The sequence below is a fragment of the Methylobacterium sp. WL64 genome, assembly GCF_008039945.1.
In the GTDB taxonomy this organism is placed as follows: domain Bacteria; phylum Pseudomonadota; class Alphaproteobacteria; order Rhizobiales; family Beijerinckiaceae; genus Methylobacterium.
In genome coordinates, this window is the sequence record NZ_VRVA01000125.1 from 1 (window position 1) to 14,129 (window position 14,129).

General features: G+C 69.2%; 11 protein-coding genes. 2 read left to right on the forward strand and 9 right to left on the reverse strand.

The features are described from left to right. Positions 1–3: 3 nt before the first annotated feature. The 8 genes from FV242_RS28480 to FV242_RS28515 all read right to left on the reverse strand — a co-directional run bounded on the left by FV242_RS28480 (position 4) and on the right by FV242_RS28515 (position 11,090). Positions 4–984 carry an ABC transporter ATP-binding protein gene (locus FV242_RS28480; RefSeq protein ID WP_147910350.1) on the reverse strand — a complete coding sequence of 327 codons (981 nt, stop codon included), beginning with the start codon at positions 982–984 and terminating at the stop codon, positions 4–6. Beyond that, complete coding sequence (locus tag FV242_RS28485) at positions 981–1,961, reverse strand: ABC transporter ATP-binding protein (RefSeq protein ID WP_147941278.1); 981 nt, start codon at positions 1,959–1,961, stop codon at positions 981–983. Before FV242_RS28485 ends, FV242_RS28480 begins: the two co-directional genes overlap by 4 nt. Next, positions 1,958–2,929, reverse strand: coding sequence for an ABC transporter permease (locus FV242_RS28490; protein WP_147910352.1), 972 nt, complete (start codon positions 2,927–2,929; stop codon positions 1,958–1,960). The genes FV242_RS28485 and FV242_RS28490 overlap by 4 nt, the downstream gene beginning before the upstream one ends. Before the next feature lie 7 nt (positions 2,930–2,936). Further along, the gene (locus FV242_RS28495) at positions 2,937–3,917 is read right to left on the reverse strand and encodes an ABC transporter permease (protein WP_147941279.1); all 981 of its coding nucleotides are present in this window, start codon (positions 3,915–3,917) and stop codon (positions 2,937–2,939) included. Positions 3,918–3,926: 9 nt separating this feature from the next. Then, positions 3,927–5,543 (reverse strand): ABC transporter substrate-binding protein, encoded by a 1,617-nt coding sequence (locus FV242_RS28500; RefSeq protein ID WP_147910354.1) that lies wholly within the window; start codon positions 5,541–5,543, stop codon positions 3,927–3,929. A 313-nt stretch (positions 5,544–5,856) separates the two neighbouring features. Then, positions 5,857–9,021 carry a multidrug efflux RND transporter permease subunit gene (locus tag FV242_RS28505; RefSeq protein ID WP_147941280.1) on the reverse strand — a complete coding sequence of 1,055 codons (3,165 nt, stop codon included), beginning with the start codon at positions 9,019–9,021 and terminating at the stop codon, positions 5,857–5,859. A gap of 18 nt (positions 9,022–9,039) precedes the next feature. Beyond that, on the reverse strand, positions 9,040–10,353 hold the full coding sequence (locus tag FV242_RS28510) for an efflux RND transporter periplasmic adaptor subunit (protein ID WP_246692932.1): 1,314 nt from the start codon (positions 10,351–10,353) through the stop codon (positions 9,040–9,042). A gap of 293 nt (positions 10,354–10,646) precedes the next feature. Beyond that, positions 10,647–11,090 (reverse strand): hypothetical protein, encoded by a 444-nt coding sequence (locus FV242_RS28515; protein WP_246692930.1) that lies wholly within the window; start codon positions 11,088–11,090, stop codon positions 10,647–10,649. A 15-nt stretch (positions 11,091–11,105) separates the two neighbouring features. Here FV242_RS28515 and FV242_RS28520 point away from each other — a divergent pair, with 15 nt between their 5' ends. Then, positions 11,106–11,438: a hypothetical protein gene (locus FV242_RS28520; RefSeq protein WP_187278598.1), complete on the forward strand. Its 333-nt coding sequence runs from the start codon at positions 11,106–11,108 to the stop codon at positions 11,436–11,438. A 95-nt stretch (positions 11,439–11,533) separates the two neighbouring features. Here the strand turns inward: FV242_RS28520 and FV242_RS28525 are convergent, their stop codons facing one another. Beyond that, a complete protein-coding gene (locus FV242_RS28525) occupies positions 11,534–12,121 on the reverse strand; it encodes a DUF2807 domain-containing protein (RefSeq protein WP_246692931.1) in 588 nt (195 codons plus the stop codon). A gap of 773 nt (positions 12,122–12,894) precedes the next feature. Here FV242_RS28525 and FV242_RS28530 point away from each other — a divergent pair. Then, positions 12,895–13,455, forward strand: a complete 561-nt coding sequence (locus tag FV242_RS28530; RefSeq protein WP_147941284.1) for a L,D-transpeptidase — start codon at positions 12,895–12,897, stop codon at positions 13,453–13,455. Positions 13,456–14,129 lie beyond the last annotated feature (674 nt).

The window sequence follows — 14,129 nt, forward strand, 5'->3', positions numbered from 1 at the left end:
CCCTCAGGCCCGCCCCTCCTGCACGGCGTGGCAGGCGACACCGTCCAGCAGGGCCGGGACCTCGGTGCGGCAGCGGTCGTTGGCGAGCGGGCAGCGGGGGTTGAAGGTGCAGCCGGGGGGCGGGTCGATCGGGTTCGGGATCTCGCCGGAGACCGGCACCCGGGCGCGGCCGACATGGGCGAGGTCGGGCACCGCGTCGAGCAGCATCCGCGTGTACGGGTGGCGGGGCCGCGCGAACAGATCCTTTGCGGCCGCAACCTCGACCAGGCGGCCGAGATACATCACCCCCACCCGGGTCGCCATGTGGCGGACCACGGCGAGGTTGTGGGAGATGAACAGGTAGGTCAGCCCGAGCCGGTCCTGCAGGTCGCGCATCAGGTTGAGGATCTGCGCCTGCACCGAGACGTCGAGCGCCGAGGTCGGCTCGTCGCCGACCAGGAACTCCGCCTGGCTGGCGAGCGCCCGGGCGATGGCGACGCGCTGGCGCTGGCCGCCGGAGAATTCGTGCGGGTACTTCTTGGAATCGTCCGGGTGGAGGCCGACCAGGCCGAGCAGCTCGCCGACCCGGGCGCGGATCGCCCCCTCCCCCTGGATCAGGTTGAAGGCACGGATCGGCTCCGCGATGATCTTGCCCACGCGCCAGCGCGGGTTCATCGACGCGTAGGGGTCCTGGAAGATCATCTGGATGCGCGAGCGCAGCCGCCGCCGCGCCGCCGCCTCCCGGGGATCGGTCATCGAGACCCCGGTGATCCGCACCTCGCCGGCGGAGGGCGGCAGCAGGCCGACCACCATCCGGGCCACGGTCGACTTGCCCGAACCGGATTCGCCGACGATCGCGAAGGTCTCACCCTTGGCGATGGTGAAGCCGACCCGGTCCACCGCCGTGAGGAACCGGCGGGGCTCGCGCTCGATCACCCGGTTCAGCCAGGGTTTCGAGACATCGAACAGGCGGCGCAGGTCGGTGACCTCGACATAGGCGCTCACGCCGCCTTCTCCGTGACGTCGTACAGGTGGCAGGTGACGCGGCTTTCGCCCACCAGGATCGGCTCCGGCCGCTCGACGCGGCAGCGGGCAAACACCTTCGGGCAGCGCGGGTTGAAGGCGCAGCCCTGCGGGATGGCGGTGAGTCGCGGCATCGAGCCGGGGATCTGGCTGAGCCGGTCGGCCTCCTGCGACAGGGTCGGGATCGCCCCCATCAGGCCGACCGCGTAGGGGTGGTGCGGCTTTGCGATCACGGAGGCGACCGGGCCGATCTCGGCGACCCGCCCGGCATACATCACTGCGACCCGGTCGGCGGCCTCGGCGATCACGCCCATGTCGTGGGTCACCAGCATCACCGCGGTGCCGTGCTCGCGGCACAGGCGCTTGAGCAGGGTGATGATCTGCGCCTGGACCGAGACGTCGAGCGCCGTGGTCGGCTCGTCGGCGATGATCAGCTCCGGCTCGGCGGCGAGCGCCAGCGCGATCACCACGCGCTGGCGCATGCCGCCCGAGAATTCGTGCGGATAGCCGTCGATCCGCCGCTCAGGCGCCGGGATGCCGACCTCGGCGAGCAGGTCGATGGCCCGGGTGCGGGCCGCCCGGGCGGAGAGGTCGGTGTGGGCCCGCAGGGTCTCGACGATCTGGTCGCCGACCCGGAACAGCGGGTCCAGCGAGGTCAGCGGGTCCTGGAAGATCATGCCGATCCGCTTGCCCCGCACCCGCCGCATCGCCTCGGGGGGCAGGTTGTCGATGCGCGCGCCGCGCAACGTGATCGCGCCGCCGCTGATCCGGCCCGGCCGGTCGATCAGCCCGATCACCGCCGAGCCGGTGACCGACTTGCCGGCCCCGGATTCGCCGACGACCCCCAGGATCTCGCCCCGGCCGATGTCGAACGAGACCCGGTCGATGGCGGTGAGCGGCCCGCGCCGCGTGTCGAACGTGACCGTGAGGTCGCGCACGGAGAGGATGGTTTCGGTCATTGCAGCTTCGGATTGAGCGCGTCGCGCAGCCAATCCCCCAGGAGGTTGATGGCGATGACGAGGCCGGCCAGCGCCAGGCCCGGGAAGGCGACGATCCACCATTCGCCGGAGAACAGGAACCGGTTGCCGGTGCGGATCAGGGTGCCGAGCGACGGCATGGTCTCGGGCAGGCCGGTGCCGAGGAACGACAGGGTCGCCTCGGTGATGATCGCCAGCGCCAGGTTGATCGTCGCGATGACGAAGACCGGCCCGGTGACGTTGGGCAGCACGTGGCGGACCAGGATCACCGGGGGCGTCAGGCCGATCAGCCGGGCGGCCTGGACGTAGTCCTTGCCCTTCTCGACCATCACGGAGGAGCGCACCGTGCGGGCGTACTGCACCCAGAACGACAGGCCGATCGAGATCACGATCAGCCCGATCAGCGGCCCGACATCCAGCGCGCCGCCAAAACTCGCCCGGGCGACGCCGTCCACCACCAGGGCGATCAGGATCGCCGGGAAGGTGAGCTGCACGTCGGCGACCCGCATGATCAGCGTGTCGAGGGCGCCGCCCGCATAGCCGGCGACCAAGCCCAGCGCGATGCCGAGCACGCCGGAGGTGATCACCCCGAGCACGCCCACGATCAGCGACAGGCGCAGGCCGTACAGCACCGCCGAGAGCACGTCCCGGCCCTGGTCGTCGGTGCCGAGGTAGAACGGCGCCTGGCCGTCCGCCTGCCAGATCGGCGGCAGGTTGGAGTTGATCAGGTCGAGCTGGGCCGGGTCGTAGGGGTTCTGGGGCGAGATCAGCGGGGCCGCCACCGCGAGCCCGACCATCAGCACCGTGGCGAGCAGCGCCACGATCGCGGTCTTCGAGCGCAGGAAGCTGGCGACCAGGTCGGAATCGCGCCAGCGCGCGAGCCGTCCGGGCGTGGCCGCCGCCAGCGGGACCGGCGGCGCGTTGCCGGCGTCGATGTCGCGTCCGCTCATGCCGGCCTCACGCGGTCCGCGCGGACGACAGCCGCAGGCGCGGGTCGACCACGGTGTAGAGGATGTCGACCACGAGATTGATGGTCACGAAGATCAGCGCGACGAGCAGCAGGTAGGCGGACATGATCGGGATATCGACGTTCTGCACGGCCTGGACGAACAGCAGGCCCATGCCGGGCCACTGGAACACCGTCTCGGTGATGATCGAGAAGGCGATGACCGAGCCGAGCTGCAGCCCCGCGATGGTGATCACCGGCACGAGGGTGTTCTTGAGGGCGTGGCGCAGGTGGACCGCCCGGGTGGAGAGGCCCCGGGCGCGGGCGAAGCGGATGTAGTCGGTGCGCAGCACCTCCAGCATCTCGGCGCGCACCAGCCGCATGATCAGCGTCATCTGGAACAGGCCCAGCGTGACGGACGGCAGGATCAGCGCCTTCAGGCCCGACCAGGTGAGGAAGCCGGTGGTCCACCAGCCGAGCCGCACCGTGTCGCCGCGCCCGTAGGAGGGCAGCCAGCCGAGCGTCACCGAGAACAGGTAGATCAGCAGGATGCCGATCAGGAAGGTCGGCAGGCTGATGCCGATCAGCGAGACCGCCTGGAACAGCCCGGCGAGCCAGGAGTCCCGGCGCAGCGCGCAGTAGACCCCCATCAGGACGCCGACCACGAGCGCGAACACCGTGGCGCAGAAGGCGAGTTCCAGGGTCGCCGGCATGCGCTCGGCGAGCAGCTGCGAGACCGGCTGGCGGAACTGGTACGAGATCCCGAGCCGGCCCCGGACCACGTCGTCGGCGTAGCGGGCGAACTGCATCAGCACCGGATCGTCGAGGCCGAGACTCTTGCGGATCTCGGCCCGCTCGGAGGCAGGCGTGTCGGGCCCGACGATCTGGTTCACGGGGTCGCCCGCGAACCGGAACATCGAGAACGCGATGAGCCCGACGACCGCGAGCACCGCGGCCGCCTGGATCACCCGGCGCAGCAGGAAGGCGAGCACGCCCGGCGCCTACTGGGGATCTTTCGAGACCCAGTAGAGCAGGAGCAGGTTGTCGGCGCGCTGGGTCAGGTGGACCTTCTTGGAGACGCCCCAGGCCAGGGCCTGCTGGTGCAGCGGGATGTAGCCCCAGTCGGCGCTCAGGACGTCGAAGCCCTCCTTGATCAGGGCGTCGCGCTTGGTCTTGTCGGTCTCGCCCTCGACCTTGTCGGCGATCTCATCGATCTTCGGGTCGCAGTAGCCCGCGAGGTTCCAGCTGCCGCGTCCCGACTTGTCGCCCGGCTTCCGGCAGCCGACGATCTCGTAGAGGATGTTGTGGCTGTCGAGCGACGACGGCGTCCAGCCGAGCAGGTAGAACGAGGTGTCGAAATTCGGGGCCAGCACCTTGGCGAAGTACTTCGCCTTCGGCTGAGCGTTCAGGTTCACCTTGACGTTGATGCGGGCGAGCATCGAGACCACCGCCTGGCAGATCGCCTCGTCGTTGACGTAGCGATCGTTGGGGCAATCCATCGTCAGCGAGAACCCGTCCGGGTAGCCGGCCTGGGCCATCAGCTCCTTGGCCTTCTTGAGGTCGGTGGCCGGGCGCTTGAACTCGGCCCCACGGTCGTAGAGGCTCGGCGCGATCATCAGGGCGGAGGGCACGGCCTGCCCGCGCATCACGCGCTTGGCGATCGTCTCCTCGTCGATGGCGAGGTAGAACGCCTCACGCACCTTGATGTCCTTGAACGGGTTCTTGCCCTTGACGCTCGAATCCTTGAGCTCGTCCCGGTCCTGATCCATGCCGAGGAAGATCGTGCGCAGCTCGGGGCCCGCCATCACGATGGCGGTGCCGCTGGCGTTCACCCGCTGCTGATCCTGCAACGGCACGGGATCGATCCAGTCGACCTCGCCCGAGAGCAGCGCGGCGACGCGGGTCGCCGGGTTGGCGATCGTGGTCAGCACCGCCTCGTCGAGGTTCGACTCGACCTTGCCCCAGTAGCCGGGAAACTTCTTGAACACCGTCTTCACGCCGGGCTGGTGCTCGGCGATCACGAACGGGCCGGTGCCGTTCTCGTGCAGGGTGGCGTAGCTCGGGCTGGTGGCGTTGGCCGGGGTCGGCTGCGCGGCGCCGTTCTTCTCAGACCAGCTCTTCGACATGATCAGCCAGGTCGGGAACTGGGCGAGCGCGATGGGGTTCGGCTTCTTCAGCACCATGTCGACGGTGTGGTCGTCGACCTTCACGAACTCGGCGTCGGCCGGGACGTTCGTGGTGAAGTTCGAGCCCGAGGCCCGGACGCGCTGGGCGGAGAAGAGCACGTCGTCGGCGGTGAACGGCGAGCCGTCGTGGAACGTGACGTTCTTGCGCAGGTGGAAGCGCCAGCGGGTCGGCTCCGGCGTCTCCCACGATTCGGCCAGTCCGGGGGCGAATTTCAGGTTCTTGTCGAGGGTGACCAGCGACTCGTAGGCCGCCTGCTGCATACCCTCGGTGAAGCTCTCCTTGAGGGAGTAGGGATCCAGCGACTTGAGATCGCCCTGGAACGCGAAGCGGAACACGTTGGCGGCCTGCGCGGGCAGCGCCGCCAGCGCGAAGGTCGCGACCGCGCCTGCGGCCACGCCGCGGGCGAGGATCTTCAGGGTCGAACGGGACAAGCGGATCTCCGAAACCGTGGAAGTTGATGGCAGGCCGCCACCACCAGCGCAGGGGTTGAGCCTAGGCCGAGAGAAGCGCGCGGGCAAACCGCGCCGGCCACACACCCACAGCAAGGTTCGGACCATCCGCATACAAAATGCAGGGTGATGGTCGACGGTGTTCAGACATCGACGGGTGCAAGCCGACGGCTGCGCGCGCCAGGTGTCGGTGATCCGTGGTTCGCGGGAGGGCCGATTCGGAGGTGACATGCGCCAGCCCTCCCCTGCGGAGGGGAGGGAAAACGCGTCGCGGTTCAGGCGCCCGATCCCGCCCCTACTCGGCCGCCGCCGCGTGGTGGGGCCGCTGCGCCGCCGACTCGCCCGCGCCCCGCTCGCCGTCGGCCACGGCCTTGCGCCGGAACAGGCGCATCACCACCACGAAGAACACCGGTACGAAGAACACCGCCAGCACGGTCGCGGTGATCATGCCGCCCATCACGCCGGTGCCGATCGCCTGCTGGCTCTTCGAGGCGGCGCCGGTGGCGATGGCCAGCGGCACCACGCCGAAGATGAAGGCGAGCGAGGTCATCACGATCGGCCGGAACCGGAGCGTCGAGGCCTCGATGGCGGACTGGATCACCGAGGTTCCGGGCTTCCAGAGGTCCTTGGCGAACTCCACGATCAGGATCGCGTTCTTGGCCGAGAGGCCGATGATCGTGATCAGGCCGATCTTGAAGTACACGTCGTTGGGCATGCCGCGCAGGTAGACGGCCGCCACCGCGCCGATCACGCCGAGCGGGATCACCAGCAGCACCGAGACCGGGATCGCCCAGCTCTCGTAGAGCGCGGCCAGGCACAGGAACACGATCAGCACCGAGAGCGCCAGCAGCAGGCTGGCCTGGCTGCCAGCCTGCTTCTCCTGGAACGACTGGCCGGTCCAGGCATAGCCGAAACCCTTGGGCAGCTGCAGCATCAGCCGCTCCATCTCGTTGATCGCGTCGCCCGAGGTGTAGCCGGGGTTCGGCTCGCCCGTGATGCGGACCGACTGGTAGCCGTTGAAGCCGACGATCTGGCTCGGCCCCATGCCCCATTTCAGCTCCGCGAAGGACGACATCGGCACCATCGTGCCGCCGGCGTTCTTCACCGCGTAGTTGAGGATGTCCGAGGCGTTCATGCGCTGGAGTTGCTCGGCCTGGACGTAGACGCGCTGCATCTTGCCCCGGTTGGGGAAGTCGTTGGTGTAGACCGAGCCGAGGTTGAGCTGGATCGTGGCGTTGATGTCCTCGAACTTGACGCCGAGCGCCGCCGCCTTCTCGCGGTCGACGATCAGCTCCGCCTGCGGGGTCGGCGGCAGGCCCTCGATCTTCACCTTCTGCAGGATCGGGCTGCCTTGGGCGAGCTTGAGCAGCTGGTCCTGGGCCGAGAGCAGGGCCGCGTAGCCGCGGTTCGCCCGGTCCTGGAGGCGGAACGAGAAGCCGGCGGCATTGCCGAGGTTGTCCACCGGGGGCGGCTCCTGGGCGTCCACGGTGGCGTCGCGGTAGTTCGCCAGCGCCGCGTTGGTCCCGGCCACCAGGGCGGCGGCCGAGTTCTTCGCGTCGCGCTCGCTCCAGGGCTTCAGGGTCACGAAGGCCTGGCTGGTGCTCGGGGCCTGGCCCGAGAACGAAAAGCCGTTGAGCATGGTCACGGTGGCGACGCCGGGTTGCGCCAGCAGGTGCTCCTCGACCCGGCGGTTGGCCTCCTGGGTGCGGTTGTAGGAGGCGCCGGGGGGCGTCTGGATGTCCACCGTGAAGAAGCCCTGGTCCTCCACCGGCAGGAAGCCCTCCGGCAGGTTGACGAAGGCGTAGGCCATGCCTGCCACCAGGGCGAGGTAGACCAGCATCACCCGGCCGGACTTGCGGATGAGGCCCGCCACGCCGCGGCCGTAGCGGGCGGTCTCGCGGTCGACGAAGCGGTTGAACATCCCGAACACGCCGCCCTTGGCGTGGCCGTGGCCCTTGACCACCGGCTTCAGGAAGGTCGCGCACAAGGCCGGCGTCAGCGACAGGGCCAGCAGCGCCGAGAACGCGATGGAGGTGACCATGGCGATCGAGAATTGCCGGTAGATGATGCCCACCGAGCCGGGGAAGAACGCCATCGGGATGAACACGGCCATCAGCACCAGGGTGATGCCGATGATCGCCCCGGTGATCTGCTCCATGGCCTTCTTGGTGGCCTCCTTGGGGGGCAGGCCCTCCTCGTTCATGATCCGCTCGACGTTCTCCACCACCACGATGGCGTCGTCGACCAGGATGCCGATGGCCAGCACCATGCCGAACATGGTGAGCACGTTCACCGAGAAGCCGGAGATCCACATCACCGTGACCGTGCCCATCAGGGCGATCGGCACCACGATGGTGGGGATCAGGGTGTAGCGGATGTTCTGCAGGAACAGGAACATCACCAGGAAGACCAGCACCACCGCCTCGACCAGGGTGTGCAGCACCTTCTCGATCGAGGCCTCGACCGCCGGGGTGATGTCGTACGGGATGTCCCACTTCAGGTCCGGCGGGAAGAACTGCGACAGCTCCACCATCTTGGCGCGGATCGCCTTGGCGGTCTCCAGCGCGTTGCCGTCGGGGGCCAGCGTCACCGAGATGCCGGCGGCCGGGCCGCCGTTGAGCCGGGTCGAGAACTGGTAGGCGTCGCCGCCGAGCTCGATCCGGGCGACGTCGCGCAGGCGCACGTTCGAGCCGTCCGAATTGGCCCGCAGCACGATCGCGCCGAAATCCTCGATGGTGCCGAGCTGGCCCTTCACGATGATCGGCACCGTGACCGCCTGCTTGGTCGGGCTCGGCTGGGCGCCGACCGAGCCGGAGGCGACCTGGATGTTCTGGTTGCGGATCGCCTCGGTCACGTCCTCGGCGCTCAGCGACAGGCCGCGCAGCTTGTCCGGATCGACCCAGACCCGGAGCGAGCGCTCGGTGGAGTAGAGCGTGGCGCGCCCGACCCCGGGGATGCGCCGGATCTCGTTGATGACGTTGCGGATCAGGAAGTCGCCGAGGCCCACCTCGTCCATCGACCCGTCCTTGGAGATCAGGGTGATGATGTTGAGGGTCGCGGCCGAGGCCTCCTCCACCAGGATGCCCTGCTGGCGGACTTCCGCCGGCAGGCGGGCCTCCACGCGCTTCAACCGGTTCTGCACCTCCACGGAGGCGAGCGCCGGGTCGGTGCCGGGCAGGAAGGTCGCGGTGATGTTGACCGAGCCGAACGAGTCGGTCGTCGACTCGAAGTTCATGATGTCGGCCGCGCCGTTCAGCTCATCCTCGATGAGCCGGGTCGTGCCGACGTAGAGGCTGTCCACCGAGGCGCCGGGATAGGCCGTGGACAGGGCGATCTGCGGCGGGGCGATCACCGGGTACTGCGCGATCGGCAGGTTCGGGATCGCCAGGGCGCCGCCCAGGCAGATGAACAGGGCCACCACCCAGGCGAAGACCGGGCGGTCGATGAAGAAGCGTGCCATGGTCGAGGTCTCCCGGGCTCAGTGGCGGTTGACCGCGGCCGCGCGCGGGGCGACCTGCGCCTTATCCCCGGGCTTCTGGTCGCCAAGCTTCTGGTCGCCAAGCTTCTGGTCACTTGGCTTCTGGTCACTTGATTTCTGATCACTTGGCTTCTGGTCGCCGGCCGCGTCGGGGGCTTCGTCGGCGTCGTGCTTCGGGCTCTCCTCGCCGTGGAGCGGGGTCTGGTCCAGGGGCTTCACCTTCACGCCCGCGGTGATCTTCTGGACGCCGTCGACGATCACCCGCTCGCCGGCCTTGAGCCCGTCCCGGATCAGCCAGTTCTGCCCGACCACCGGCCCGACCTCGACCGGCTGGCGCATCACCGTGTCGTCGGCCCGGACCAGCCAGACCTCGGCGCGGCCGTCCTCGGTGCGCTGGATGGCCTGCTGGGGCACCGCGATGGCGTCGGAATCGATGCCCTGCTTGATCCGGGCGCGGACGTACATGCCCGGAAACAGCTCGTCGTGCGGGTTGGGGAACTGCACCCGCAGGGTCACCTGGCCGGTGCTCGGATCGGCGGTGACGTCCGAGAACAGCAGGCGGCCGGCCAGCGGGTAGAGGGAGTTGTCGTCCATGATCAGGTGGACGTTGGCGGTGTTGTCCTCCAGCCGGGCGAGCTCGCCGCTGGCCAGATCCCGGCGCAGGCGGTTCAGTTCGCCCACCGACTGGGTGATGTCGACGTAGATCGGGTCGAGCTGCTGGATCGTGGCGAGCGCTCCCGTCGAGCCCGGCTCGATCAGGGTTCCCTCGGTGAGCAGCGCCCGGCCGATCCGGCCGGTGATCGGCGCGCGCACGTCGGTCCAGCCCAGGTTGAGCTGCGCCCGGTCCCGGGCCGCCTTGGCGCCGGCGACCTCGGCTTCCGCCTGCTTCTTGCCCGCGAAGGCGGCGTCGTACTGCGCCTGGCTGGCGGTGGCCCGGGTCAGCAGGGTCTCGAGCCGGTCGGCCTGCTGCCGGGCCAGCACCAGGGCGGCCTCGTGGCGGGCCAGCACGGCCTCCGCGCTCGCCAGCTCGACCTCGAACGGGGCCGGGTCGATCTTGTAGAGGATGTCGCCTTCCTTGACCTGGCTGCCCTGCTCGAACAGGCGCTTGACCACGAGGCCGGAGACCCGCGACCGGACCTCGGCGATCCGCATCGGCGCCACCCGCCCGGGCAGGTCGCGCAGGTAGGGGATCGCCTGCGGGGTCACCGTGACGAAGCCGACCTCCGGCACCGGCGGCGTCGGCGCGGCCACCTGCCTCGGGTTGCAGGCCGCGAGGCCGAGCGCCAGCAGGGCGGACGCCCCCAGGACGGTCACGCGCGGCGTGGCGCGCCGGACGGGGGACGGGAATTGGGCGGACGAAGTGCGGGTCACGGGTTCCGACGCTCCTGGAATAACATGCGTCTGCAGAGGCCGGCGCGGCGCTGAAAGGGCCGCGCCTCGTCGAGGCGGATCGCGCATTCCCCTGAAAGGCGTTTTCCGGCTTCCGGACGGACGATGCTGCACGATCGAGAGTTTGGCCCACCACGCCGGATCCGGGATCCGGCACGAGGGCCTCGCGCCGCTAGGGCGCAGATCGGGCGCCTGGCCGGCGGAACCGGCGGCGCGGATCAGGCCGCCCGGGGCGGCCGGTGCAGGGCTTCGTCCGGTCCGGACGCCGGCGCGACGGCCGGGGCATAACCGTAGGATGCGGCGGAGACGTGACGCGGCCGGGGCGCTTCCACGGGGCGGCGCGGGAGCCCAAGTTCGCCGACGACCTCGAGATCGGCCGGACACAGGTCGGTGCCGTCGAACAGCGCCCGGCGGGCCTCGGAGCCGGCCTTACGCGTCTCGATCTTGCGCGTCTCCACCCCGCGCGCATCCGACAGCACGGCCACGGCCTGGCTCGTCACCCAGCAGGCCGGGCCCGCCACGGGGGCGGCCCGGGCCGGCCGGGGCGCGGCCATCAGCGCAGCCGCCGCGACGACGAGCATCGCCAGCACGGCGAGGCTCCGGACGAGGCGGTCCGGCGGGCCCGCGACGCGGCGGGCCAGAAGGGCGACGGATCGGATCACGGTCTCGAGATAAGCATGGCCGTCCCCCGGCGCAATCACCCACGGCGTCGCGCCGGGCTGATGGCTTGCGGACGTGCGGGGCGCGCAGGCCACGTCACAGGGTTGTCGGTCGCGACGCTTTACACGGCGCGACGCGCCGAGCCCGCAATCCGGGATCTCGATCGCGTCGTGCGGCTCGACGAGGCGATGCCGGATGACGGCGACCCGATGCCGGCCGGCGCCGGGGGTACGGTCGTGTACGTCGCTCCGGGTATGCAGACCCGCATCGTGGAACTTGCCGAGGCCGACGGGGCGCGGGTGACCATCCCCGCCACGGCGGCGATTCCCGCCGACCGGCACCTCGGGTGACCACGCGGCGGCCGATCCCCGAGCATGTCGTCCGGGGCATCGCGCCCGGGACGATCGGCACAAACTTATTCGTCCATCCCAACGGACAGGTCGCGTCACTGAACCTGTATGGCTTGGGCCCGGCCGTGAGATTGAATGTGAAGCTTGGCACCGTTCCCGTGAATTCTTAAGACTGCGCGCCCTGATATTGAAATGTCAGCGTCCTCGCGTGGCGCCACGTCGACCTCACCGCTTCCTGAAATACGGATCGTCGCGCGCTGCGTCTCAAGTCGACCGAGATCCGCGCTTCCCCTGCCCGAGGCCCGAAGCCAGATTTCTCTGACGTCGCCGTCCGCGGTGATCCGTCCGATGCCGTGCCTCGTCATTTTCAAGACATCCTGCCTGATGTTGTTCAGGTCGAGGTGCGCGGTGCCGTGGATGGTCCACTCCGCAACCGGCGGGCCGACGAGATGGACGACAAGGTCGGTGGGATAGCAGTCCTCGTAGTCTTTGCTATCCCATTCGAGCTGGCCATCGCGCAGGCGCACATGGCTCGCGAGATCTGCGTTGCCGGTCACTGTCGCTTCAGCTTTCGGACCCGGCCGATATTGAACCCGGGCCGGGATTCCGATGTCGATGGAGTCGCTTCCGCTCCACCCGAGGTCGACACTGGTGCGAGGGGCACTCGCGCTCGACTCCTTCATGGCGTCACACCAGGAGCGACGGCCATCGGTCCGCGCCGTCACGAAGGTCGGAACAACGATCGAGGAGCATACGACAAATAGAGTCCGGGCGCAGGATGCGATTTTCATGAGACGGCCCCGCATCGCCCAGCCCCTATGTTGCACCCCGCCCGACCGAGAACGAATTGTCCGGGCCATTTTGACTTGATCGATGCGCCCTATAATCTTGCGTGATTCCTAGACCTCGTCAGGACACCATCAGACGCGGGCCTGTCACATCCGTCAAGGTGGCATGAAATCGTTGGGCGCCCACCGCATACTCTTGACGAGACCCAGGCTGCGATGTGGGCCGAGGCGGCCGGAGATCTTTCGGAAAGGCGGCGGGATCCGCTCTCTGCGGAACGTTGCCCGCCGCGCTAAAATCCGCCGCCCCATCTGGGGACGCGACCCGCGATACGGAGACTTCTGCACGCCACGCGCGATGGCCGGGATCCCGACTTCGAGCCCCGACGGTGCAGCAGGCGTTTTGCGAAGGGCTCTTCGAGCGGCGCGTGGTTCTCGCGGGTGCAGGGTCCGTTCGCCAAACCCCAGCTCCACGCCGGGAGCAGAGTGTTGCGCCCACCACACATTCACGCCCGGAAATGCCCCCTCCCCCCGGTCGGCCTCAACCTCGCCGCGAAGTCCGGGCCGGTTCGCCCCAGGGATCGCGGCCCGGCCGCGACGGCCGACGCCGTCGGCAGAAACCGGCCAAGCGACCGGCCAAGCGACCGGCCAAAGTGAGAGGATGACAGACCATGTCGAGACGGATCGCGATGCTCGCGCTCGCAGGCGCCCTGCTGGGGAGCGCGCCCGCCTCCGCCGGCCCGATCGATAGCGGCCCGCTCGCGGATTTCCTGAACGTCTTCCGCAGCCAGGCGATCCCGCGCGAGACGATCGGCTGGAACAGCACCGAGAAGCCCGGCACCGTCGTGATCTCCACCCGCCAGCGCCGGCTCTACTACATCCTCGGGAACAGCGAGGCGATCCGCTACGGCGTCGGCGTCGGCCGGCAGGGCTTCTCCTGGTCCGGCACCAAGACGGTGACGATGAAGAAGGAATGGCCGGCCTGGCGTCCGCCGCAGCAGATGCTGGCCCGCCGCCCGGACCTGCCGCGCTTCATGGCCGGCGGCCAGGACAACCCGCTGGGCGCCCGCGCCCTCTATCTCGGCTCGTCGCTCTACCGGATCCACGGCTCGAACGAGCCCGAGACGATGGGCGCCGCGGTGTCCTCGGGCTGCATCCGCATGACCAACAAGGACGTGGTCGATCTCTACGACCGGGTCCGGGTCGGCACCAAGGTGGTGGTGCGGGACTGACCGCGCCGCCGGTCGGCCCGGGCCGACAGCCGGGGTCCGGGATCCAGAGACGCCGACGTGTCAAGCTCTTGCACGCGCAGCATTCTGGGTTCCGGGCCCGCCTGCGGCGCCCCGGAACGACGGCGCGGGTTATCGGCTATGGGGGACCAATCCTCGGGCGATGAATCGTCCAGCGCGTGTAATCCGTGGCCCTCATGGGTCGGGGATGGGGGTGGCGCCGGACGAGGCGCAGCGGCGCCCCCTGCCCCCTCGATCGATGCGTGAACGTCGTAGGTGCCCGGGACACGGAATGCGGGCCCCGGGCGCGGGCGCCGATTTCCGTTGTCGATTCGTCTCACGCCCGCCCGCGGCGCACCCCGCACGCCAGGGTATTGCGACCGCCGTGCGCACCGAACACCCAACCGAAAGCCCCGTTCCTCCACAGAGACCGGCCACCACTCTGTATTAGATTTACATGTCCAGTATTTACATCATCAATTAAGAACGTTCGATGCACTGCATTGACGGGCGCATAATCCCCATGCCTACTGGGCGACACGTCCAAGGTTCAGCTTAAAGTCGGCGTGGGCCGAGGCAGAAAGTCCGTTCGATGCTTCCGCCCGCGGCGACCGCGAACCCCAGACACCGCGAAGCCCGCGGCCGCCGCGAGCCGCCCGGCGTGGCCGGCCCGGACC

Excerpts from the sequence above, each read along its gene's own strand:
- FV242_RS28485 (WP_147941278.1), bottom strand. The coding sequence starts at position 1,961 with ATGACCGAAACCATCCTCTCCGTGCGCGACCTCACGGTCACGTTCGAC.
- FV242_RS28490 (WP_147910352.1), bottom strand. The coding sequence starts at position 2,929 with ATGAGCGGACGCGACATCGACGCCGGCAACGCGCCGCCGGTCCCGCTG.
- FV242_RS28505 (WP_147941280.1), bottom strand. The coding sequence starts at position 9,021 with ATGGCACGCTTCTTCATCGACCGCCCGGTCTTCGCCTGGGTGGTGGCC.
- FV242_RS28520 (WP_187278598.1), top strand. The coding sequence starts at position 11,106 with ATGGCCGTCCCCCGGCGCAATCACCCACGGCGTCGCGCCGGGCTGATG.
- FV242_RS28525 (WP_246692931.1), bottom strand. The coding sequence starts at position 12,121 with ATGAAGGAGTCGAGCGCGAGTGCCCCTCGCACCAGTGTCGACCTCGGG.
- FV242_RS28530 (WP_147941284.1), top strand. The coding sequence starts at position 12,895 with ATGTCGAGACGGATCGCGATGCTCGCGCTCGCAGGCGCCCTGCTGGGG.